General features: G+C 59.1%; 20 protein-coding genes and 1 riboswitch. Of the genes, 15 read left to right on the top strand and 5 right to left on the bottom strand.

Going from position 1 to position 21,848, the window contains the following annotated elements; translation table 11 throughout:
• Positions 1-112: 112 nt before the first annotated feature.
• Positions 113-802: a ribose-5-phosphate isomerase RpiA gene (gene rpiA, locus EKM86_RS07455; RefSeq protein WP_125756629.1), complete on the top strand. Its 690-nt coding sequence runs from the start codon at positions 113-115 to the stop codon at positions 800-802.
• 39 nt (positions 803-841) lie between these two features.
• A complete protein-coding gene (locus tag EKM86_RS07450) occupies positions 842-1,411 on the top strand; it encodes a dTDP-4-dehydrorhamnose 3,5-epimerase family protein (RefSeq protein WP_125756627.1) in 570 nt (189 codons plus the stop codon).
• Between the two features lie 62 nt (positions 1,412-1,473).
• Here EKM86_RS07450 and EKM86_RS07445 read toward each other — a convergent pair whose 3' ends face one another.
• Positions 1,474-2,610, bottom strand: a complete 1,137-nt coding sequence (locus tag EKM86_RS07445; RefSeq protein ID WP_125756625.1) for an ArgE/DapE family deacylase — start codon at positions 2,608-2,610, stop codon at positions 1,474-1,476.
• Positions 2,611-3,163: 553 nt separating this feature from the next.
• On the opposite strand from EKM86_RS07445, the gene EKM86_RS07440 reads away from it, so the two are divergent.
• Positions 3,164-3,991 carry a MetQ/NlpA family ABC transporter substrate-binding protein gene (locus tag EKM86_RS07440; protein WP_125756623.1) on the top strand — a complete coding sequence of 276 codons (828 nt, stop codon included), beginning with the start codon at positions 3,164-3,166 and terminating at the stop codon, positions 3,989-3,991.
• A 96-nt stretch (positions 3,992-4,087) separates the two neighbouring features.
• Positions 4,088-5,002, top strand: coding sequence for a PTS sugar transporter subunit IIB (locus EKM86_RS07435; protein ID WP_125756621.1), 915 nt, complete (start codon positions 4,088-4,090; stop codon positions 5,000-5,002).
• Between the two features lie 57 nt (positions 5,003-5,059).
• On the opposite strand, the gene EKM86_RS07430 is transcribed toward EKM86_RS07435, so the two are convergent.
• Complete coding sequence (locus EKM86_RS07430) at positions 5,060-6,436, bottom strand: aspartate kinase (protein WP_125756619.1); 1,377 nt, start codon at positions 6,434-6,436, stop codon at positions 5,060-5,062.
• Between the two features lie 111 nt (positions 6,437-6,547).
• Positions 6,548-6,722, top strand: a riboswitch (Lysine riboswitch).
• 71 nt (positions 6,723-6,793) lie between these two features.
• Between EKM86_RS07430 and dapD the strand changes: the two genes are divergently transcribed.
• From dapD to EKM86_RS07390, 8 genes are all read left to right on the top strand, one after another.
• A complete protein-coding gene (dapD, locus tag EKM86_RS07425; RefSeq protein WP_125756617.1) occupies positions 6,794-7,507 on the top strand; it encodes a 2,3,4,5-tetrahydropyridine-2,6-dicarboxylate N-acetyltransferase in 714 nt (237 codons plus the stop codon).
• A gap of 12 nt (positions 7,508-7,519) precedes the next feature.
• On the top strand, positions 7,520-8,677 hold the full coding sequence (locus tag EKM86_RS07420) for an N-acetyldiaminopimelate deacetylase (RefSeq protein ID WP_125756615.1): 1,158 nt from the start codon (positions 7,520-7,522) through the stop codon (positions 8,675-8,677).
• Position 8,678: 1 nt separating this feature from the next.
• The gene (gene dapA, locus EKM86_RS07415; RefSeq protein ID WP_125756613.1) at positions 8,679-9,563 is read left to right on the top strand and encodes a 4-hydroxy-tetrahydrodipicolinate synthase; all 885 of its coding nucleotides are present in this window, start codon (positions 8,679-8,681) and stop codon (positions 9,561-9,563) included.
• A complete protein-coding gene (dapB, locus tag EKM86_RS07410) occupies positions 9,560-10,306 on the top strand; it encodes a 4-hydroxy-tetrahydrodipicolinate reductase (protein WP_125756611.1) in 747 nt (248 codons plus the stop codon). Before dapA ends, dapB begins: the two co-directional genes overlap by 4 nt.
• Before the next feature lie 27 nt (positions 10,307-10,333).
• On the top strand, positions 10,334-11,515 hold the full coding sequence (locus EKM86_RS07405) for an aminotransferase class I/II-fold pyridoxal phosphate-dependent enzyme (protein ID WP_125756609.1): 1,182 nt from the start codon (positions 10,334-10,336) through the stop codon (positions 11,513-11,515).
• A gap of 4 nt (positions 11,516-11,519) precedes the next feature.
• Positions 11,520-12,608, top strand: a complete 1,089-nt coding sequence (locus EKM86_RS07400; protein WP_125756607.1) for an aspartate-semialdehyde dehydrogenase — start codon at positions 11,520-11,522, stop codon at positions 12,606-12,608.
• A gap of 105 nt (positions 12,609-12,713) precedes the next feature.
• Positions 12,714-14,438: an ABC transporter ATP-binding protein gene (locus EKM86_RS07395; protein ID WP_125756605.1), complete on the top strand. Its 1,725-nt coding sequence runs from the start codon at positions 12,714-12,716 to the stop codon at positions 14,436-14,438.
• Positions 14,438-16,219 (top strand): ABC transporter ATP-binding protein, encoded by a 1,782-nt coding sequence (locus tag EKM86_RS07390; RefSeq protein WP_125756603.1) that lies wholly within the window; start codon positions 14,438-14,440, stop codon positions 16,217-16,219. Before EKM86_RS07395 ends, EKM86_RS07390 begins: the two co-directional genes overlap by 1 nt.
• A gap of 47 nt (positions 16,220-16,266) precedes the next feature.
• Here the strand turns inward: EKM86_RS07390 and EKM86_RS07385 are convergent, their stop codons facing one another.
• Together EKM86_RS07385 and EKM86_RS07380 are read right to left on the bottom strand one after the other, a co-directional pair.
• Positions 16,267-16,671 (bottom strand): HigA family addiction module antitoxin, encoded by a 405-nt coding sequence (locus EKM86_RS07385; protein WP_225419379.1) that lies wholly within the window; start codon positions 16,669-16,671, stop codon positions 16,267-16,269.
• A 115-nt stretch (positions 16,672-16,786) separates the two neighbouring features.
• A complete protein-coding gene (locus EKM86_RS07380; RefSeq protein ID WP_125756601.1) occupies positions 16,787-17,650 on the bottom strand; it encodes an ROK family protein in 864 nt (287 codons plus the stop codon).
• A gap of 203 nt (positions 17,651-17,853) precedes the next feature.
• On the opposite strand from EKM86_RS07380, the gene sstT reads away from it, so the two are divergent.
• Positions 17,854-19,149, top strand: a complete 1,296-nt coding sequence (gene sstT / locus EKM86_RS07375) for a serine/threonine transporter SstT (protein ID WP_125756599.1) — start codon at positions 17,854-17,856, stop codon at positions 19,147-19,149.
• A 145-nt stretch (positions 19,150-19,294) separates the two neighbouring features.
• On the top strand, positions 19,295-20,641 hold the full coding sequence (gene gdhA, locus EKM86_RS07370) for an NADP-specific glutamate dehydrogenase (RefSeq protein ID WP_125756597.1): 1,347 nt from the start codon (positions 19,295-19,297) through the stop codon (positions 20,639-20,641).
• A gap of 100 nt (positions 20,642-20,741) precedes the next feature.
• Here the strand turns inward: gdhA and EKM86_RS07365 are convergent, their stop codons facing one another.
• Positions 20,742-21,272 (bottom strand): hypothetical protein, encoded by a 531-nt coding sequence (locus EKM86_RS07365; RefSeq protein ID WP_125756595.1) that lies wholly within the window; start codon positions 21,270-21,272, stop codon positions 20,742-20,744.
• 218 nt (positions 21,273-21,490) lie between these two features.
• On the opposite strand from EKM86_RS07365, the gene EKM86_RS07360 reads away from it, so the two are divergent.
• Positions 21,491-21,691, top strand: a complete 201-nt coding sequence (locus tag EKM86_RS07360; protein ID WP_054662248.1) for a cold-shock protein — start codon at positions 21,491-21,493, stop codon at positions 21,689-21,691.
• Positions 21,692-21,848: the final 157 nt, after the last annotated feature.

Below are 21,848 nucleotides of genomic sequence, written 5' to 3'. Positions count from 1 at the left end.
ATGGACCGTAATCGTTTTTTTAGTGTACTCTTGTTATATGTGGCAAATGTTTGACCTTTTAAGGTAGTAGACCAAGCCTGGCTTTGAATGGTGCAACAAATAGGAGGCAATCATGGCAACTCAGGATGAACTGAAAAAGCAAGCGGCCGCGCAGGCGGTCGCGATGGTGCAGCCGCACACCGTGCTCGGCGTCGGCACCGGCTCAACGGTGGCGTTTTTTATTGATCTGCTGGGCGCGCGCAACAAGCAGACACCGCTGAATCTGAAGGCAATCGTCACGACGTCGAATCGCTCCAAGGAGCAGCTCGAGCAAAACGGCTTCACGGTCAGCGAGTTGGCCGACATTGACCAGGTGGACCTGTGCATTGACGGTGCCGACCGCGTCGATCACCACCTCGACGGCATCAAAGGCGGCGGCGGGGCGCTGACGCTGGAGAAAAACGTCGCGATCAACGCCAAGCACAACGTCTGGATCGTCGATCAAAGCAAGGTGGTCGACCGGCTTGGTGGCTTTCCGCTGCCGGTCGAGGTCCTGCCGGTATCGTGTGAGCAGAACTTCCGCCGCTTTGAGGCGCAGGGCCTGCAGCCCGCGTTTCGCCAAAAGGCCGATGGCAGCCGCTACGTGACGCATTACGGCAACTACATCATCGACCTGCACGTCGATCCGCTGCCGATTCCGGCCGGGCTGGCGGCCATGCTGGACAGCACGGTCGGTGTCGTCGAGCACGGCCTGTTTTTGGGCATGACCGACGAGGTGCTGATTGCCACGAATGATAAAATAGAACACTGGACCCGCCGGTAAATCAGCGGCCGGGCCAATTGAATGATGAGGAGCAGCAAAATGGAAACCAAGATCGAACCTTTAGCACAAAAGGACTCAAAGATTGACGGCCTCAAGGTCATCAGCGCCAAAATGGTGACGGATGACCGCGGCACGGTGCGCGAATTATACCGCGGCAGCAGTTATGCCGATATCCTGCCGGAAACGATTGGCGCCTGGCGGCAGATCAACTTGACCCGCTCCAAGCGCGGCGCCGTACGCGGCCTGCACGGTGAGGCGATGGACAAGCTGGTCACGGTGGCTTACGGGTCAGCGCTGGGCGTTTACGTGGACACGCGGCCAAACAGCAAGACGCTGGGCGCAGTGGCCACCGTGCCGCTTAAGCCGGGCGTTCAGGTCTTCGTGCCCCAAGGGGTTTGCAACGGGTTCCAGGCGCTGGAAGACGGCACCGAGTACCTGTACTTCTTCGACAACGAATGGGTCAAGGGAATGGCCGGCACTGCGCTGACCCCGCTGGACCCCGCGCTGGGTGTGGATTGGCCGATCGCCATCGACCCTTCAGACCGCGAGCAGTTGTCTGAAAAAGATTCAAAGGCGCCGACACTGAAAGAATTGCTGGGCCAAAATTAATTTTTCGGCCACACAAAAGGCGAGGGATCAGCTGATTCCTCGCCTTTTTGATTGCCCAAGCGTTAGTCGAAGTAGTGCCGCGCGATGGCCTCGTACTCCTTGATGACCGTGTGGAAGCGGTCCAGGGAGACGTACTCGTTGACCTGGTGGCTGAGCATCTTATCTTCGTTGCCGGGACCATAAATGATGGTCTCAAACTTGTTCTTGGACTTGGTGAAGTCAGAGGCGTCCGTGGCGCCATGGGAAACAGTTAGCGGCAATTTGCTGCCGCTGACGGATTCGATGGCCTCGTTGGCGCGGGTGACCAGCTTGCTGTCGGTGGGCGTGAGCACCGGGTAGAAGGTGTGGGTCAGCTCAAACTTCAGCGAACCATCACCCTTGGCATCGATTTTGGCCACGGCGTCTTGGAGCCGCGCGGTGACTTTTTCGTTGATGAAGCTCGGGGTCGGCCGGATATTGCCGGCCAGTTCTGCGTAGTCGGGGATGGTGTTGACCTGGTCGCCGGCCTTCAGCACCGTGACGCTGTGAACCAGCGGCCCGATGACTGGATCGACCGGGACGTCGTCAAACAGGTGACGCTCAGCCACGATGAAGTCGGTCAGCTTGACGATGGCGTTGGTGCCCAGCGCCGGCAGGGACGAGTGAGCGGATTTGCCGTAGCTCTTGACCTTGTAGTTGTACGAGCCCGCATGGCCGTACTCAATTTTTCCGGCAGTCGGCTCGCCGACCAGCAGCGCGTCAATGTCGTCGGCGTAACCGGCGTCGGTCAGCTGCTGGGCACCCATCGCGCCGTACTCCTCGCCGATGGTGAGAATCAGGCGGACATGGTGATTAAAGCCGCTTTGCTTGAGCGCGATGAAGGCCAGCACTTCGGCGGCCAGCCCGGACTTCATGTCCGAAGCGCCGCGCCCGAACAGCTTGCCGTCTTCGATATGGGCCTCAAACGGCGGGTAAGTCCACTTGCTGAGGTCGCCGACGTTGACGACGTCCTGGTGCCCGGTGAAGGCAAAAATCGGCTTGCCGGTCCCAAACTCGGCGACCAGGTTGTCGCGGTTTTTGGCGTAAGGAATCAACTTGCTGTCGATCCCGGCCGCCGCCAGTTTTTGTTGAATCACATGCGCGACCTGTGATTCGTTGGTCGTGGCCGTGCTGGTATCAATTTGTACTAATTGCTGCAAAAATGCTGTTGCTTCGTTCATGTTGTGATCACTCCTTCGCATCAAAACATAGGCGTAAACTTTTTAAAATGCAATGGTTGACATTAAAATTTGCTGTGCTATTCTGGCCTTAAGTTAAAAATTAATGAAACGACGTTGAGTGAGTAGCGCAGCTGGGACTGACCAGAAAACCCGAGTTGATGAGAGCGGGGTAGTGAGGCAGCGCGAAGATGGCTCGACATAATAGGCACACCGAGCAAAAGCAAGGCTGTGATGGACGGCGACCATTATCTCGCACACAGATGTTTGTCTGTTGCTGAGGGCTGGTTCGCCAGCCGAATTAGAATGGTACCGTGGGTCCGCTCACTTCTAACTAACCATGTTAGAAGTGGGCGGACCTTTTTTGAGCAGGCTGTTAACGGCTTGAGCTGATTGTTGGCAGCTCTGCTGCCTTACAATCAGCCATGCGTAGCTTGCCGTTTACAGCCTGCCACTCGACGGCGCTCGTGCTTGCACGAGCGACTAGAGAAGCACGGGGACCATCACCCATTCAATATCGTTTCACCCACAAGGGAAAATACGAGGAGGAATCATCATGAAATTACGTTTTAAGGTTTTGGCTGTTGCAGCCGTTGCGTTGGGCACGTTGTTGGCCGGATGCGGCAAGAGTGCTTCCGCGGCACCGAAGACGCAGAACGTCTCAGTCGGCATTGTCGGCGCGGATAAGACTGTTTGGGCGGCCGTGCAGAAGCAACTGGACAAGGAAAATGCGCACATTAACCTGAAGATCAAGGAATTCGGCGATTACAACCAGCCAAACTCATCCTTGCAGGCTGGCGACATCGACCTGAACGCCTTCCAGCACCAGTTCTTCCTGGATAACTGGAACAAATCCAACAAGGGCAGTTTGGTCAGCATCGGCAAGACTATTTTGGCGCCGCTAGCCGTTTACTCCAAGAAAATCTCCAGCCTGAAGGATCTGAAAAAAGGCGACACGGTTTCGATCCCGAACGATCCGACCAACGAAGGCCGCGCGCTTGAGCTGCTCGAAACCGCTGGGTTCATCACGCTGAAGAACACCGAGCTGCCGACCCCGGCCGACATCAAGACCAACAAGCTGGACCTGAACGTCAAGCCGCTGGACGCCGCTCAGCTGCCGCGCACGCTGTCTGACGTTGACGCGTCGGTCATCAATTCCGGCATTGCCGTCGATGCAAAGCTGAACCCGGAAAAGGCGATTTACCGCGAGAAGATCACCAAGAAGTCGCAGCCATGGATCAACATCATCGTGGCCCGCAAGCAGGACAAGAACAACAAGACGTACAAGAAAATCGTGAAGGCATACCAGACCAAGGCCGTGGCCAACGTGATCAAGAAGACTTACAAGAGTACCGAAGTGCCGGCCTGGAACTACAAGTTCTAAGACCGTTCCCAAAAGCCTGAAGTAGCGGATTGGTTACGCCGGTCCGCTGTTTTTATGTGATAAAATAGAAGGCAACGAATACGGGGAGGCGGCCATTTGAATCTATTATTCTGCTGTGCAGGCGGCGGTTCTTCCAGCCTGTTCTGCGCCCGGATGGTCAAGGGCATCAACACGATCGAGCCCAGCCTGACCGCCCGCATGGATGACATTCGCAGTTTTCTTCAGGATGAGCGGGTTTCGACCACGGACTTAGTGTTCACTTACGGCAGCGTGGACGCGGTCCGGCCCGACACGGCCTACGACATCGGCACCCACATCGACGCGGTGCTGGTGGCGCCGCAGGTCCGCTACCGCACGCCTTACCTGAAGCGGTATTTGGCCAATTACCCGACCATTGTGCAGGATATTCCCAGTCGCCTGTTTGGCATGATGGATCCGGTGAAAGGCGGCAGAATGCTCACCGGGATCTTGATCACGCTGGACCTGATGCGCGGGTCGACCGCCGGGGCGTTTGCGACCAAGGCAGCCGACAAGGACCTGGAGATTTTGGTGTACGGCGCCTCCCGGACGGATAAGGGCTGGCAGGCCGCGGCCGCCAGCCTGGAAAAAATGGGCATTCGCTGCCTGCAGGACAAGTACTCGCTGGCCGGGCTCTACGATTTTGAGCCGGAAAAAGACTTTGAGGTGCGCTGGCTGTTCGGCCCGCAGGTCAGAAAAATGGACATTGCCAAGGTCGCGCGCCAGATCGACGGGGTGTTGCGGTTTGACGAGGAACCGGCCGACGGGGTGCGCCGCTGGTATGACGATTACCGGATCCCGAGTGCATGGCTGGACGCGCGGCTGGTGCAGTCGCTAGGGCACACCGACGAACTCACGTCCCAGCTGGTGGACTTTCTGCTGGCAGTCGACGCCCGGGCTGAGGCTACGTCCGGCATTGTGGTCAAGCGGTTTGAGACGCTCAAGCCGCCGAAGACGACTAAGCGCTGGGGCATTTTTACCTGGTCGAACTAAAAACCGGTCAGACTGACGAGAAAGGCGTCGGTCTGGCCGATTTTTGCGTGCGGCCGGTTACTTGGCCGCGGCGGATTGTTTGCTGCAACTCAGCGCGTAAATCGCGGAGACGGCGGCTGCGGCCTTGGCCGTTGGCACCGTCAGCATCAGCCCGATTTTCGAGGCGCCTTGGTTGATGACTGATGGCTCGATGCCGGCGTCGGCCAGCGCGACCATGATGCGGGCGACCAGGTCCGGCCGCGCGTACAGGCCCTCGCCGACGACCATGACGATGGCAAAATCCGGCAGCCATTCCAGCTCGTCGGGGTGGATCTGGGCGCGGACTTCCGCAGCGATTTGGTCCTTGATCTGCGGCGTCAGCTGATTTTCGTCGATGATCAGGGTCAAATCGTCGATCCCTGATGGCATGTGCTCGTACGAGACACCGTACTTGGCGAGAATCTGCAGGAGCTTCAGGGTGAAGCCGACTTCCTGGTTGATCAGGTAGTGGTGCAGGTACAAGGCGGTGAAGCCTTTTTTCGCTGCAACACCGGTGATGTGGTGATGGTGCTGGACGTTTTTGGTCGGGGCGATAATGGTGCCTGGGTCGTCCGGCGCGTTGGTGTTCTTGATGTTGACGCGGATGCCCGCCTCGATCACGGGGATCAGTGCCTCATCGTTGAACACAGAAAATCCGGCGTAGGCGAGCTCCCGCATTTCCCGGTAAGTCAGGGTGCTGATAGCCCGCGGGTGGTCAACGATTTTAGGGTCGGCGGCGTAGACCCAGGACACGTCGGTGAAGTTTTCGTACAGGTCAGCGGAAAGCCCCTTGGCCAGGATCGAGCCAGTGATGTCCGAGCCGCCGCGGGCAAAGGTCAGTACGTTGCCGGCCGCGTCGTAAGCGTAAAAGCCGGGTACGACAATGACTTCGCCTGGCTGCAGCGTGAACTGCGCGAGGCGGGCATAACTGTCGTCTGCCACCAGGGCGGCGCCGGGCTTGCCGGTGAGGGTGATGCCGAGCGCCTTGGGGCTGACGAACCGGGCGTTCATGCCTAGGTGCGCCATCACGGCAGCCACCAGCTGGGCGTTCATGTGCTCGCCTTGCGCCATGAAGGCTGAACGCAGGTAGTCCACGCCGGGGTATGTGGCCTTAGCGAGCTGCTGCAGGTGCTGACGCAGGCGCGCCACCACGTCATCGGTCAGGCCAAAATGCTGCTGAATCTCAGTGTAGCGTGCCAGAATGGTTTCAATCAGTGCCGCCGGGTCCTTGCCCGCGAGGACTTGGTCGGCCAGCTGGCCCAGCAGGTCGGTGACCTTCACGTCGGTTTTGTCGCGCTTGCCCGGCGCCGAAACGACCACGACCTGGCGCGTTGGGTCGGCCTGCACAATTTTAATGACCTTAGCCAGCTGCGCCCCAGTGGCCAGCGATGAGCCCCCAAATTTGATGACCTTCATTTTTGTCTCCCCGTTCTCTAATCAATTGGCTCCAACATACCCAAAGCGGTTGGTCCATGTCAAGGGTTGACGGCTAGGTATTTTAATCGTAAGCTAATGTCAATCACATACGAAAAAGATAGAGGTTGCGGTCGCCATCAGTAACCTGCCCGAGCAAAGCACATGCGTTGAAGGCAGGCAAAAGGGAACACCGCCGAAATCCTCACCGGCGTGTTAACGGTGAGCGGTTGGGCTGCTGGAGAAGATCCGGCGGACTGTCGCAGCAATGCGGGGCGCTATCGTCAATTAATTGGACTATTTGCTGTCCATCTGGCGAGCGTTGCCGGATGGACTTTTTCATTTCTAGGAGGAAAAAACATGGCTGAATTCAACGCGGAACAAATTATCGATTACATCGCCAGCGCCCCGAAAACCACGCCGATGCACGTGACGTTGGCAGGGGACATTGAAAAGCTGACGGCGGTGCCGGCCGGCGTCCAGGCTTTTCTCGACGTCAAAACCGGCCAGCTGTACGGGGATGCCGCCAAGCTCTCGCCGTGGCTGGATGAAAACCGCGGCGCCATCTCGCAGCTGCGCGTTGAAACCACGGGCCGCAACACCGGCGTGCCAATGCTGGACATCAGCAAAATCAACGCCCGCATTGAACCCGGCGCCATCATCCGCGAGCATGTCACCATCGATGACAACGCCGTAATCATGATGGGGGCCATCATCAACATCGGCGCCAAGATTGGGGCCGGGTCGATGATCGACATGGGCGCCGTGCTGGGCGGCCGCGCGACGGTTGGCAAGCACTGCCACATCGGCGCCGGCGCGGTTCTGGCCGGGGTCGTGGAGCCCGCCAGCGCCACCCCTGTGATCATTGAAGACGACGTGCTGGTCGGAGCCAATGCCGTGGTGATCGAAGGCGTGCACGTCGGCAAAGGGGCGGTCGTGGCAGCCGGCGCGATCGTCATCGACGACGTGCCAGAGGGTGCGGTCGTCGCCGGCGTCCCGGCCAAGGTAATCAAGATGAAGGACGCGAAAACTGAAGGCGAAACCGGCTTGATCGACGCGCTGCGCAACTTATAGGAAGGCAAATCCATGGCTACTTTAACTGAAGCCGAGCTGATTGCAGTGCGGCGCGCGCTGCATCGCATTCCGGAACTGGCGCTGCACGAGGTCCAAACTCAGGCGTACATCGAAGAATTTGTGCAGCACCTGGACTGCCCGTGGCTGACCGTCAAACACGTCGAGGAGGTGCCGACCGCGCTGCTGGTGCACCTGGCAGGCACCGCGCCGCGCCGCACGCTGGGCTACCGCACCGACATCGACGCGCTGCCGGTCGAGGAAAAAACGGGCCTGCCGTTCGCCTCAAACCACCCCGGCGTGATGCACGCCTGCGGCCACGATGTGCACATGACGGTCGCGATGGGCATTCTGGCGTATTTCGCCACTCATCAGCCCAAAGACAACCTGGTGTTCTTTTTCCAGCCAGCGGAAGAGGCGGAGTACGGCGGCAAGCGCGTGTTTGACGCCGGCGCCTTCACGGGCCAGTGGCGGCCCGACGAATTTTACGGGCTGCACGACAATCCTGCGCTGCCAGCCGGCCAAATCGCGACCCGAATGGGCACGTTGTTTGCCGGCACCACGGAGATTCACCTGACGTTCACTGGCAAAAGCGGTCACGCCGCTTTTCCCCAAAAGGCCAATGACGCCATCGTGGCGGCCGCCGCGTTCGTGATGCAGGTGCAAACCATCGTCTCGCGCAACGTCGATCCGGTCCGCGGCGGGGTGGTCACCCTGGGCACCTTCCACGCCGGCACCATCGGCAACGTGATCGCCGGATCGGCACGGCTGGACGGTACGATTCGCGCCTTTCGCCAAGCCGACATCGAAATGATGCAAGCCCGCGTGCGGCAGATTGCAGAAGGCGTCGCTGCCACATACGGCGTCAAGGCCGACCTGAAGCTGATCCAAGGCGGCTACATGCCGGTGGAAAACGCCCCGGCGCAAACCGCCGACTTGATCAGTTACATGAAGCAGGCGCCAGCCGTTGATTTTGCCGACATTGCCCCGGCCATGACCGGTGAGGACTTTGGGTTCTTACTGCAGCAGTTTCCCGGCACCATGGTGTGGCTGGGCGTGAACGACCCGGCGCACAGCTTGCATTCGGCTGAGCTCAGCCCCGACGAGGCGGCCCTGAAACCGGGCGTGGACGCGTTCGTTGGCTTTTTAAAGCATCGCATGGAGGAAGCATAATATGTTAGAAAATCATCCGATCCTGACAGCGCTGATCACGCCGTTTAATGAACACGACGAGATTGACTACCCGGCGCTCGACAAATTGATCGAGCGGCTGCTCGCCGAGCACACCACGGGGCTGGTGGTCGGCGCGACCACCGGCGAATCGCCAACGCTGTCGCACGTGGAAAAGGTCAGCCTGTTCGAACATGTCGGCCAGGTCCTCAAAGGCCGCGCGGCGCTGATCGCCAACATCGGCACCAACTCCACACGTGAGTCTGTCGCGTTTGCCAAGGAGGTTTCATCGATTTCCGCCATCACCGCAGTGCTTGCCGTGGTGCCGTACTACAACAAGCCCGGCCAGGCGGGGATGATCGCCCACTTCACGGCGATTGCCGACGCCAGTGCCAAACCCGTCATCATCTACAACATTCCGGGCCGCTCGGTGGTCCAGCTGTCCAACGTTTCGCTTGCGCAGCTGGCCAAGCACCCGAACATCCAAGGCGTCAAGCAGTGCACCACGGTCGAGGACCTCGCCTGGCTGGTGCAGCACCTGCCAAAGGATTTTGCCGTGTACACTGGCGACGACGATCAGTTCGAAGACGCGCTGAAGGTCGGCGCGCGCGGCGTGATTTCCGTCGCGTCGCACCTGTACGGCAACCAGATGCAGCAAGTGATCGACGAACTGGACGCCGGTGCGATCACGGCTGCCGATCAGCAGATGGCCTGGCTGACGCCGCGGATGCACGCGCTGTTTGCCTATCCGTCCCCGGAACCAGTCAAAATGGCGCTGAGCCGGCGCGGTGAGATTCAAAACCGCCTGCGCCTGCCGATGGTGCCGCTGAACGAAACGGAAACCCAGGTCGTCCTTGACTCACTGGGAGAATTGGAGGTCACACAATGACAACCGTCTTTCTAGCCGGGGTTTTCGGCAAAATGGGCCGGCAGGTCGCAGCCATGATGGCCGGTGAACAGGATCTGACCATTGTTGGCGGCCTGGCGCCGGAGGCCAAAGAGCAGGCCGCGTTTCCGTTTTTCACCAGCTTGGCTGACATCAACGTTCAGGCCGATGTCTGGGTGGACTTCACCTTGCCGCAGGCCGCACGCGCAAACGCCGAGTATGCGTTGAGCCACGGCATGAATGCCGTGATCGGCACCAGTGGGCTGAGCCAAGCCGACCAAGAGGCGCTGGGCGCGATTGCCCAAGGTAACGAGCAAAGCCTGTTGATCGTGCCGAACTTTGCCATTTCGGCGGTGTTGATGATGCAATTTGCCGCCAAGGCCGCCAAGTACTTCCCGGACGCCGAGGTCGTTGAGGCGCACCATTCCGACAAGCTGGACGCGCCGTCCGGCACCGCCAAGGCGACGGCCAAACTGATCTCAGAAGCCCGGACCAAAAAGCCGGTCGCGCCGCACCAGGATGCGCCGGCGCGCGGCGAGTGGCTGGACGACGTGCCAGTGCACGCGCTGCGCCTGCCGGGCTATGTGGCCCAGGAGGAAGTTGTGTTCGGTGCCGCCGGGGAAAGCCTGTCGATCAAGCAGGTTTCGTTTGACCGCTCGAGCTTCATGGCGGGCGTGGCCTTGGCCGCGCGCCAGGTCAAGACGCTGCCGGTCGGTTTGACCGTGGGTCTGGATGCACTGCTGTAAATTCATTAGATAGAAGGAAAACTGATTATGCCTGAATTGAAAAAAAGTCTGGCCGGCCTCGGCAATCGCCAGGTCGCGGCCGTGCCGCCCAGCGCCATCCGCGAGGTCGACAACAAAATTTCCCCGATTCCTGGGATCATCAAGCTCACCCTGGGCGAGCCGGACTTTGCGGTGCCTGAGCACATTAAACAGGCAACAGACGCCGCCGTTGATGCCGACTGGTCGCATTACGCGCCGTCGTTTGGCTACGCAAAGCTGCGCCAGGAGATCGCCGATTACCTGGCGACCACGTTTGACGCGCATTACGACGCGCAAAGCGAAGTGGTCGTGACCGTTGGCGCCACCGAAGGCATTCACGCGGCTATCGCGGGGCTGTTTAATCCCGGCGACACCATTATCATTCCCACCCCGACGTTCCCGTTGTACGAGGCGGTCGCGACCGTGGCGGGTCTGAACGTGGTGCAGGTCAACACCGCGCCGGATTACTTGCTGACGCCGCAACTGCTGCAAAACACGCTGGCGGCGCACCCAGACGCCAAGGGACTGGTCCTGAATTACCCGAGCAACCCGACCGGCGCGACGTACACGCACGCGCAGCTGCGCGCGCTGGCGGCGGTGATCGCCGATACCGACCTGCTGGTGCTGTCTGACGAGATTTACGCCGAACTCAGCTACGAGGAAAAGCACCTCAGCTTGGCGCACCTGCTGCCGAACCAGACCCTGCTGATTTCCGGACTGTCCAAGTCCCACGCGATGACCGGCTACCGCATCGGCTATCTGGCCGGCCCGGCACCTTTGATCAAGCTGGCCGGCAAAATGCACCAGTTCATGGTGACGACGGCGGCCAGCCCGATGATGAAGGCGGCCGAAGAGGCGATGAGCCCGGCCGGCGATGGGGATGCCGAAGCGATGAAAAAAGTCTACCAACAGCGGCGCGACCTCATGATGGCGGCCCTGACGCAGGTCGGCTTTTCGGCGCCAAAGCCGGCCGGGGCGTTTTACATTTTCGCCAAGCTGCCGGCCCAATTTGGCACTGATGACGTGCAGTTTGTGTACGACCTGGCCGAGCACGCCAAGGTCGGGCTGGTGCCCGGCTCGGTGTTCGGCCCAGGCGGGGAGGGGCACGTGCGTTTGTCGTACGCGGCGTCGACCGAGAATTTGACTGAGGCGGCAAGGCGCATTCAGCGCTTCGTGGCCCAAAAGGAGTAGCACAATGGCAAAAGCATATGTGGTGGCAATTTTAGGCGCGACCGGCGCGGTCGGCACGCGCATGATCGAACAACTCGAACAGTCGACGATTCCCGTCAAGGAAGTCCACCTGTTGGCGTCGTCGCGCTCTGCCGGCAAAACGCTGACCTTCAAGGGCCAGCCGGTGACGGTCGAGGAGGCGACACCCGATTCCTTTAACGGGGTCGATCTCGTTTTGGCCTCGGCCGGCGGTTCGGTATCCGCCAGGCTTTTGCCCGAGGCGGTCAAACGCGGTGCGGTCTGCGTGGACAACACGTCACATTTTCGCATGGATGATAACGTGCCGCTGGTCGTGCCTGAGGTCAACCCCGACGCGCTCAATCACCACAACGGTATCATCGCCGACCCCAACTGCTCGACCATTCAGATGATGATGGCCCTTGAGCCCGTGCGCCGCGCGTTCGGTCTGCGCCGCATCATCGTGTCGACCTACCAGGCGGCCAGTGGCGCCGGGCAAAGTGCCATCAATGAGCTCGAAGACGAGGCCCGCGATTACCTAGCAGGCAAGCCGATGGACGCCGCGGTGCTGCCGGTCAAAGGGGCCGAGCACCACTACCCGTTGGCGTTCAACCTGCTGCCGCAGATCGACGTGTTCGAGGAAGACGGCTACACGCATGAAGAGTGGAAAATGATCCACGAAACCAAGAAAATCATGCTGGGTGACAAGAACTCGCCGGCCATCAAGGTCACCGCGACCTGCGTCCGCGTGCCGGTGCCGATCGCGCACGGTGAGTCCGTGTGGTTTGAAGTCGGCGAAGGCCAGACGCCGAGCGCCGATGAGCTGCGTGCAGCCATGAGCGGCTTTCCGGGGCTGGTCGTCCAGGACGACCCGGCCAACCAGGTATACCCGCAGCCGATTAACGCGGCGGGGTCGCGCGACACCTTTGTCGGCCGCATCCGGCCGGACCAGGAGACATCAGGGGCCTACAACCTCTGGGTCGTGTCGGACAACCTGCTGAAGGGCGCAGCCTGGAACGCGGTGCAAATCGCCGAAGAGCTGGTCGCCCGCGACTTGGTGCGCGTGCCGGCCGGAAGTGCAGAAAAGTTTATGTGAAGGTTTGGGGGTTCGGCGCTGGCAGCAGCACTGGCCCCTTTTTGACTTGCTAGTTATTAAAAATTCGGGTAAGCTGGTCAAACTGAGATTTTAAGGAGAAACAAGATGAAAGTGCTGTTACCGTACCTGAAAAAATACCGAAAGGACGCCCTTATTTCGACGCTGGCTGTGCTGGTGCTGGTCTTTGCGACCCTGTGGCAGCCGCGGCTGCTGCAAACGGTGATGACCGCCATCATGGCGCATGACCGCACGGCGGTGTGGCAAAACGGCATCTGGCTGATCGTGCTGGCAGTGGTCGGCATTGCCGGCGGGATCGTCAACACTGTGTACTCGGCGCGCCTGGCGCTGGGGGTGGCCACCGATCTGCGGGCCGACATCTATCGGCATGTTCAGTCGTTTGCGTACGCCGACATCGAGACTTTCTCGGCGTCCAATTTGGTGGTGCGGATGACCAACGACGTGCAGCAGATCCAAGGCGCGGTGATGGCGGCCTTCCAGCAGGTGACGCGCATTCCGCTGCTTTTTTTTGGCGCGCTGGCCCTGGCGCTGACAACGATGCCGCAGCAGTGGTGGGTGATCCTCGCCATGCTGGTGATTATCGTCCTGGTCGCCGTGGTCGCCTTTAAACAGATGAGCAGCCTGTTTGGCCGCACTCAGCAGCTGATTGAAAACGTCAACACCGTCGCCCGGGAAAATCTGATGGGCATTCGCGTGGTCAAGTCCTTCGTGCAGGAGGATAACCAGATCAAGACCTTCGCCAAGCCGTCTGATGAGCTGCGCGATGTCACCACGCGTATCGGCGAGCTGTTCGCGGTGCTGATGCCGGCCTTTTTCCTGACCGCCAACATCGCGATCGCGGGGTCGGTCTACCTGGTCGGCACGCAGGTCCTGGCGCACCCGGCGTACATCGCCGCGGTGTCCAGCTTCACCTCGTACCTCGGGCAGATTCTCTTTGCCGTGATCAACGGCTCGTTCATCATGACCTTCGCGTCCCGCGCCTTCATTTCGATGGGGCGCGTGCGCGAGGTGTTCGACCACCAGCCGAGTATGCATTTTGTGGACGGCCCGGAGAAAAAGGTCGCTGGTGACATCACGTTCGACCACGTGACCTTCACGTATCCCGGCGATGAGACGCCGACCTTGAAGGACGTCTCGTTCACCGTGCCGGCTGGCCAGATGCTTGGCATCGTCGGCGCGACCGGGTCGGGCAAAACGACCCTGGCCCAGCTGATTGCCCGCCTGTTTGATCCGGATTCCGGGCGCGTGCTGATTGGCGGCGTCGACGTGCGCGAGCTGCCGGAAGCGACCCTGCGCGACGCCGTGGCCTTTGTACTGCAGCGCTCGACGCTGTTTTCCGGCACCATCGCCCAGAACCTGCGCCAGGTCAAAAAAGAGGCGACGGCCGCCAGCATGCACCGCGCGGCGGAAATCGCCCAGGCCGCTGAATTTATCGAGCGCCTGCCAGAGACGTACGACGCGCCGGTCGAGGAGCGCTCCGCCAATTTTTCCGGCGGGCAAAAGCAGCGCCTAGCCATCACGCGAGGCGTGATCGCGAACCCGGAGATCTTGATTCTGGACGACGCAACCTCGGCGCTGGACGCCAAGTCGGAGAAACTGGTGCAGGAAGCCCTGGACCGCGACCTGAAGCACACGACGACCGTGGTCATCGCCGAGAAAATCTCGTCCATCATCCGTGCCGATTCGATCCTGGTGCTTGATGGCGGCCGGGTCGTCGGCAAAGGCACGCACCAGGAGCTCGTCCGTGACAACACTATTTATCAGGAAATTTATCAAACCCAAAAGGCCAAGGAAGGGAGGCTGCCAGCATAATGAAAGACATCAAACTTGCCGGGCGTTACTACTGGCATTACCTCAAACCTTACGGCTGGCCGTTCTTCTGGAGTGCGGTGCTCATTGGCATCAGCACGGCCTGCGTCGTGATCGCCCCGACCTACCTGGGCCGTGCCATCAGCGAGCTGACCACCTATGTGCAGGCCTGGACGAACCCCGCCACGCGGGCCGGCGCCAGCCTGACCACGTTCCACCACACGCTGCTGTTTTACGTGCTGTTTTACTTCGGCGACGCGTCGTCTTTGCTGATCGCGTCCTGGCTGCTGGCCAAGGTCACCGCGTACTCGACCGGGACCATGCGCATCGGGCTGTTTCGCAAGATGCAGCGGATGAAGGTCGAATACTTCGACCAGCACTCCGATGGTGACATTCTGGCGCGCTACACCAGTGACTTGGATAACATTTTCAACGCGCTGAACCAGGCGCTGATCGATTTTCTCCTGGCCATTGCCCAGATGATCGGCATTCTCATTATGATGTTCAACCAGAGCACCACCATGGCCTGGGTGACGATGAGTACGACACCAGTGGCCCTGCTAATCGCGGCCCTGGTGATGAAAAAAGCCGCTGTCGCCGTGGATCAGCAGCAAACCGACATTGGCGCCTTGAACGGCTACATCAACGAGCAGGTCACCGGCCAGAAGGTGATCATCACCAACGGTCTGCAGCACGACTCGGTTGAAGGCTTCAACACTTACAACCAGCGCGTGCGCAAAACCGCAACCCAGGGCCAGATTTGGTCCGGGATTCTCAGCCCGCTGCTGTCGGGGATGTCGCTGCTCAACACCGCCATTGTGATTTTTGCCGGCTCCTGGCTGGCCCTTGGCGGCAGCCTGAGCACCGGCGCCGCACTGGCACTGGTCGTGGTGTTCGTCAACTATGCCCAGCAGTATTACCAGCCGATCATCACGCTGACCAGCTTGTACGGCATGATCCAGCTGGCCATCACTGGCGCGCGGCGGGTCGACGAGGTCCGCAGCCAGCCCGACGAGGTCCGGCGGGCCAATGGAAAACCGATCGACCACATCGACCATGCCTTGAAAATCGACGATGTGCGCTTTTCCTACCTGCCGGGCAAGGAGATTCTCCACGGCGTGACCATCGACGTCCAAAAAGGCCAGATGGTCGCACTGGTGGGGCCGACCGGGTCCGGGAAAACGACGGTGATGAACCTGCTGAATCACTTCTACGATTTGGATTCCGGCAGCATCACTATCGACGGTACCGACCTGCGGGAGTTCGACCTGGCGCAGCTGCGCCACACAGTCGGCATCGTGCTTCAGGACCCACAGTTGTTCACCGGCACCATTGCCGACAACATCCGCTTCGGTGACCCGGAGGCGGGGATGGACCGGGTGATCGACGCGGCCAAGCAGGCCAACATTCACGACTTCATTGAAAGCCTGCCCGAAGGCTACGAGACCAAGGTGTCTGACGAGCAGAACATTTTCTCCGCTGGTCAAAAACAGCTGATGAGCATCGCCCGCACGATCTTGACCGATCCGCGGCTGCTGATTCTCGACGAGGCCACGTCGAACGTCGATACCGTCACCGAGGCCAAGATTCCGGCCGCGATGGACAACGTGATCCAGGGCCGCACGAGCTTTGTCATCGCCCACCGGCTGAAGACCATCCTGAACGCGGACCGCATTGTGGTGCTGCAGCACGGCCGCATTATCGAGCAGGGCAGTCATCAGGAGCTGCTGGCCCAGCACGGCTTTTACGCCGAGTTGTACCGAAATCAAATGGTGTTTGAATAGTCATACGAAGGCGGCTGCGGTCGCCTTTTTGAGTGGCGTATACCATTTCATTGGGGTTGCTCAGTAGGAACAAAAAATTGCGCGATGGTTTTCACCACCGCGCAATCGAAAATGGGTTTAAGCCGTTGCCCACTGATAACGTTTGAGATACTCCGGATTTTTTGGGCACTGCCGGCCGCCGGTTTCTCCGCGTGCTTAAGATGATAGTTTGTGTCCAAGCGCAGCAACAGTTTAGCAGGAATACCAGTGACTTTCTCAATAGACAGAGCAACGGTTGCAGAGATAAAGGCCTTATGATTGAGCACTTGAGAGAGATGCTTTTGGGAAACGCCAATTCGCCTGGCAAAGTCTCTTTGAGTGATTTCATACATCTCTAGCGTCTCGGCGATTAGATCTGCAGCAGATGTCTCGCCCGCGTCAGTCAGCTGAATCTGATTTTCTCGCTTTAGCATGGACCATATCTCCTTTCTCAATGGTAATCTTCGATACCGACGATTTGCACGGTGACGATTTCTTTAGAAAACGAGCGACTCACTGGCAATTTCACAGTGAGTCGCTCGTTTTTAGCTATTTCAACGCGTCGGCGGCTAGGAAGAACCCGCCCATCACGCCGGCTTCGTCGTTCAGGCCGATGCGAACGATGTAATCGTCCAAGTCAGGGGTCGCGACATAGCCGTTGTTGTGCTCGGCAAACTTGGCGCGGATCTTTGGCAGCAGCTGCTTTTGGTGCATGATGCCGCCGCCGAAGACGATGATGTCAGGTGACAGGATCATTGCCGCGTTGACGCACGCGATTGCCAGGTAGTCGGCTTCCAGGTCCCAGGCCGGGTCGTCAGGCGCCAGCTCGGGGCCTTTTTTGCCGGCGCGTTCCTCAACCGCGGGACCGGCAGCCAGCCCTTCCAGGCAGTGGTTGGCGTGGTACGGGCAGCGGCCCTTGTAGGTGTCACCAGGCAGCTGGGGCATCATGATGTGGCCCATTTCCGGATTGGAGAAGCCTTGCAGCAGCTTGCCATCGTGGATGTAGCCGGCGCCAATGCCGGTGCCGACGGTCCAGTACAACATATTCTTGTGGCCTTGCCCCGCGCCGGCGCGCCACTCCGCGTAACCGGCCTCGTTGACGTCGGTGGTGAAGGCGTAAGGCACGTCGATCGCGGCTTTCATCGCACCGAGAAAATTGTAGTCGCGCCAGCCGGGCTTAGGGGTCGACGTGATATAGCCGTATGTGGGGCTGGCCGGGTCGATGTCGGCTGGGCCGAATGTCCCAATCCCAATGGCGTCCACCGGGTTGTCCTGGAAAAACTTGATCACTGCCGGAATAGTTTCTTCGGGCGTACCCGTGGGGATGCGGACCTGCTTTTCCACCTTGCCGTCTGCCGTGCCTGTCGCGCAGACGAACTTGGTGCCGCCTGCTTCGATCGAACCTAAAATCATACTTGTCCCGCCTTTCAAAAATGTTTCCCCTTTAGAATAGCGCTCCTGGTGAGAAACCGCTACCTATGCTGTAGAATCAGCGATTAAGACGTCTGAGACCCGGTATAAATCCCTGAATTAATCACTTTATGTGCTCAATTACTGGACAGTCGTTTATGATACGAGTACAATACAGTTTATTACTTCTGATAGGGGCGAGGCTTATGTATGCCAAGTACAAATCTGTGTCGTTGATCGTTCGCATCATTATTGGGCTGGCCGTGGGGTCACTGCTGGCCTGGCTAGTCCCTTCATGGACAGCAATCGGCATTTTGGGCCAACTCTTTGTCGGCGCGTTGAAGGGTATCGCGCCGGTCATGGTTTTCTTCCTAATCATGTCGGCAGTCTCGGGGTATAAGTCCGGCGCCACGAATCACTTCGGCACTGTGATCATCTTGTACCTGAGCGCGACCTTGCTCTCGGCATTTGCCGCAGTCGGCGCCTCCTACCTGTTTCCAGTTCACCTGGTTTTGCCTAAAGCAGCGCACGTCGCGGCGGCCGCTGCCCCCAAAAGTTTGGGCAAAGTCCTGTCTGATCTGCTGACAAACGCGGTGGGGAACCCCTTGGCCGCGATTGTCAACGCCAACTACCTGTCGATTTTGTTTTGGGCGCTAATGATCGGCTTTGCGCTGCGGCTGACCTCCAAGCAGACGCGCTCGGTGATCAAGGAGATTTCCGGCGCCATCACCGGCGTGGCGCAAACGGTCATCCAGTTCGCGCCGTTCGGGATCGCCGGCCTGATTTACACTACCATCAGCGAAACCGGGTTTGCCGGCGTCGCGCGTTATGGCCAGCTGGTGCTGCTTTTGGTCGGAACGATGACGTTTGTCTACCTGGTCGTGTATCCCTTGATGGTGTTTGGCCTGACGCATCAGAATCCTTACCCGCTGACGCTGTGGACCTTGAAGCGCTCGGGCATTCCCGCGTTCTTCACCCGAAGCTCGGCCGTCAACATTCCAATCAACCTGCAGGCCTGCGAGGATCTCGGGCTAAACAAGTCGTCTTACTCGGTCTCGATTCCGCTCGGCGGCTCCGCCAACAGCGGCGGCGCAGCCATCACGGTTTCGGTGATGACCCTGGCCGCCTGCACCACGTTGGGCATTCACGTGTCCTTCCCACTCGCGTTTCTGCTGTGCCTGCTGACCGCGCTGGCCGCCACCGGCGCCTCCGGCATTGCCGGCGGGTCGCTGTTGATCATTCCCATGGCGGCTTCGCTGTTTGGCATCAACAATGATATTGCGATGCAGGTGGTCGGCATCGGCTTCATCATTGGGGTCATCCAGGACTCCGTGGAAACAGCGGTCAACTCCGCTTCAGACCTGCTGTTCACCGCAACGGCCGAATACGCCGACGCCCGTAAAAATGGCCACCCGGTCGACATGAAGGCGGCCGTGCGCGCAGCTGAACACCAGCCTGAACCGGATGACGCGCTGCGCGACGCCGCCCCTCAAGAAAACTAATTGCACAAACCGGCCGCTGCACCCAGAGTGCAGCGACTTTTTTTGGCTCAAATAGGAAACGGCCCTGATTTTTTTCGGTAAGCGCCGTCATTACCAGCCTGATTATGGTAAACTTTGAGCAATCTAACGAAAGATAGGTGATACGATGAGTCAAGCAACGGCATATATTGAGGCAGTGAAGCAGACGATTCAGCGGCGCGACCCAAATCAGCCCGAGTTTCAAGAGGCAGTGTTCAATTTTCTTGATGCGGTGACCCCGGTGTTCGACAAGCACCCCGAGTACATCGCGGCAAGCATTCTGGAACGCCTGACCGAGCCCGAGCGCGCGGTTCAGTTCCAAGTCGCCTGGCAGGATGATCAGGGCCACATGCAGGTCAATCGCGGGTTTCGCGTGCAGTTCAACTCTGCCATCGGCCCGTACAAGGGTGGTTTGCGCTTGCACCCGTCGGTCAACCTGTCCATCGTCAAGTTTTTGGGCTTTGAGCAGATTTTCAAAAATTCGCTGACTGGCCTGCCAATCGGTGGTGCCAAGGGCGGCTCGGATTTTGACCCCAAGGGCAAGTCCGACGCCGAGATTATGCGCTTTTGCCAGAGCTTTATGATCGAGCTGCAAAAATACATCGGTCCTGACCTCGATGTGCCGGCCGGTGACATTGGCGTTGGCGGTCGCGAGATCGGTTACCTGTACGGCATGTACAAGCGGCTGCGCGAGTCCGACCGCGGCGTGCTGACCGGCAAGGGCCTCAGCTACGGCGGGTCCTTGGCCCGCACTGAAGCAACCGGGTTTGGCCTGCTGTATTACCTCGACGAGATGCTGAAGCACAATGACCAGACGCTGGCGGGCAAGCGCGTCGTGGTTTCTGGCGCTGGCAATGTCGCCATTTATGCGATTCAAAAGGCCCAAGAGCTGGGCGCAACGGTAATTTCCGCGTCCGACTCCACCGGCTATGTGATCCAAGAAGCCGGCATCGATTTGCCGACGCTGAAAAAGGTCAAGGAGGTCAAGCGCGGCCGCATGAGCGACTATGCCAACGCCGTGTCCGGCGCGACGTACCATACCGGGTCGCTGTGGGATGCGGAAGGCCTGACGTACGACATCGCGCTGCCGTGTGCGACCCAAAATGAAATTAACGGCGAGCAGGCGGCACGCATTGCCAAGGCAGGCGCAATCGCCGTGGCCGAAGGGGCCAACATGCCGAGCACCCCTGAAGCCATCGCCGAGTATCAAAAAGCCGGGTTGCTGTTCGGCCCGGCCAAGGCTGCCAATGCCGGCGGCGTTGCGGTGTCCGAGCTGGAAATGAGTCAGAATTCGCGGCGCCAGGCCGACAGCTTTGCGACCGTCGACGGCGAGCTGAAAGACATTATGGTCAACATTTTCCAAAAGTCCGTGGCCGCGGCCAAGGAATACGACTTGGGTGAGGATTACGATGCCGGCGCGAACATTGCCGGCTTCACCAAGGTCGCCGACGCGATGATGGCCCAGGGCTGGTAAGCTGATGGAATGAGTTTTAGGCGCTTGCCGCGAAGCAAGCGCCTTTTTGCTGGCGGAAAAAGAAAACCGTCTGCGAAGTTGCAGACGGTCAGGCGTTCATTTAGTCATTTTCACCGAGGTGCTGCCAGACACCAGTTTTTTGATCGAGTTGGTTGGCGATGGTCTTGATGGCTTCCAGGTCCGCTTCGGCAATCAGGTTGATGTCAATTGTGTAATTGGCGTCAAACTCGCGGCTGAGCTGCTTCATCAAGGCGTTGCGGCGCTGGCGCGGGGGATTTTTCACTTTGAGGATCAACGTCGAGTGAATCACCGCCATGCCGGACACTTTTTCCCAGGGCAGGAAATTGCCGCGCCAGGCGAACACCGCCGTGTTGTCGGTGATGCCCGCGTGGTCAAAAATCAGGCTCGGGTGGCTGAGGCCGGAAAGCAGCTGGACGATGAAGTAGGCAATGGCGACGGCCAGAATCGCCCAGCCGGCGATCATGATCGTGCGGCCGACCCCGCCGCCGATGACGGCGCCTTGGCGGGTCACAATGACGCCGGCCGCGAACACCAGCGCGAAACCGACCAGCAGCTGGAAGAACAGGTGAAAGAGATTGGGCTTGATCGTAAGAGGTTTAATGTCGTTCAAAAAAAGACCTGCTTTCTGCTATGTAATAGCGCTGCTTTTGATTGTAACGCGAATCTTTTCGTTTGCGTGGACATTTGATTAGTTTTTCTTGGTGGTCCGTGTTATACTAGGTTCAAGTAATTGATGAACTGAAACAGTTGTGCTAGCATAATGGATTTCTTTCAGCGATTACCAAGTTGTTTTGTCACTTTAGTATTAATGAAGGAGATTCACACATTATGCAACAGGGTACTGTTAAATGGTTCAACGCTGATAAGGGTTACGGCTTCATCACTGGTGAAGACGGCAAGGACGTATTTGTTCACTTCTCCGCCATCCAAGGCGACGGCTACAAGACGCTTGACGAAGGCCAAGCTGTTAGCTTCGAAGTAGAACAAAGCGACCGCGGCCCACAAGCTGCTAACGTTACAAAGCTGTAATTCACAGCGTTGGGAAACACCCATCCGACTTTTGTCGGGTGGGTGTTTTTTTGGTGCGCCCGGCATGGGCGCCAACTTGGTGGTGAAAGTCCACTGCGGGCCGTAGTAGTCGGAACCGCTAGCCAAGGGCAAGGGTGTCCATCGCGAGGTGGAATCT

Source organism: Lacticaseibacillus hegangensis (assembly GCF_003946465.1).
Lineage (GTDB): Bacteria > Bacillota > Bacilli > Lactobacillales > Lactobacillaceae > Lacticaseibacillus > Lacticaseibacillus hegangensis.
The sequence above is the reverse complement of the archived record's forward strand: the minus strand, read 5'-3'. Positions and strand labels throughout refer to the sequence as shown.

What these genes read in the sequence shown, in the direction of transcription:
- rpiA (WP_125756629.1), top strand. Translation starts at nt 113, where the DNA reads ATGGCAACTCAGGATGAACTGAAAAAGCAAGCGGCCGCGCAGGCGGTC.
- EKM86_RS07450 (WP_125756627.1), top strand. Translation starts at nt 842, where the DNA reads ATGGAAACCAAGATCGAACCTTTAGCACAAAAGGACTCAAAGATTGAC.
- EKM86_RS07445 (WP_125756625.1), bottom strand. Translation starts at nt 2,610, where the DNA reads ATGAACGAAGCAACAGCATTTTTGCAGCAATTAGTACAAATTGATACC.
- EKM86_RS07440 (WP_125756623.1), top strand. Translation starts at nt 3,164, where the DNA reads ATGAAATTACGTTTTAAGGTTTTGGCTGTTGCAGCCGTTGCGTTGGGC.
- EKM86_RS07430 (WP_125756619.1), bottom strand. Translation starts at nt 6,436, where the DNA reads ATGAAGGTCATCAAATTTGGGGGCTCATCGCTGGCCACTGGGGCGCAG.
- dapD (WP_125756617.1), top strand. Translation starts at nt 6,794, where the DNA reads ATGGCTGAATTCAACGCGGAACAAATTATCGATTACATCGCCAGCGCC.
- EKM86_RS07420 (WP_125756615.1), top strand. Translation starts at nt 7,520, where the DNA reads ATGGCTACTTTAACTGAAGCCGAGCTGATTGCAGTGCGGCGCGCGCTG.
- dapA (WP_125756613.1), top strand. Translation starts at nt 8,679, where the DNA reads ATGTTAGAAAATCATCCGATCCTGACAGCGCTGATCACGCCGTTTAAT.
- dapB (WP_125756611.1), top strand. Translation starts at nt 9,560, where the DNA reads ATGACAACCGTCTTTCTAGCCGGGGTTTTCGGCAAAATGGGCCGGCAG.
- EKM86_RS07405 (WP_125756609.1), top strand. Translation starts at nt 10,334, where the DNA reads ATGCCTGAATTGAAAAAAAGTCTGGCCGGCCTCGGCAATCGCCAGGTC.
- EKM86_RS07400 (WP_125756607.1), top strand. Translation starts at nt 11,520, where the DNA reads ATGGCAAAAGCATATGTGGTGGCAATTTTAGGCGCGACCGGCGCGGTC.
- EKM86_RS07395 (WP_125756605.1), top strand. Translation starts at nt 12,714, where the DNA reads ATGAAAGTGCTGTTACCGTACCTGAAAAAATACCGAAAGGACGCCCTT.
- EKM86_RS07390 (WP_125756603.1), top strand. Translation starts at nt 14,438, where the DNA reads ATGAAAGACATCAAACTTGCCGGGCGTTACTACTGGCATTACCTCAAA.
- EKM86_RS07385 (WP_225419379.1), bottom strand. Translation starts at nt 16,671, where the DNA reads ATGCTAAAGCGAGAAAATCAGATTCAGCTGACTGACGCGGGCGAGACA.
- EKM86_RS07380 (WP_125756601.1), bottom strand. Translation starts at nt 17,650, where the DNA reads ATGATTTTAGGTTCGATCGAAGCAGGCGGCACCAAGTTCGTCTGCGCG.
- sstT (WP_125756599.1), top strand. Translation starts at nt 17,854, where the DNA reads ATGTATGCCAAGTACAAATCTGTGTCGTTGATCGTTCGCATCATTATT.
- gdhA (WP_125756597.1), top strand. Translation starts at nt 19,295, where the DNA reads ATGAGTCAAGCAACGGCATATATTGAGGCAGTGAAGCAGACGATTCAG.
- EKM86_RS07360 (WP_054662248.1), top strand. Translation starts at nt 21,491, where the DNA reads ATGCAACAGGGTACTGTTAAATGGTTCAACGCTGATAAGGGTTACGGC.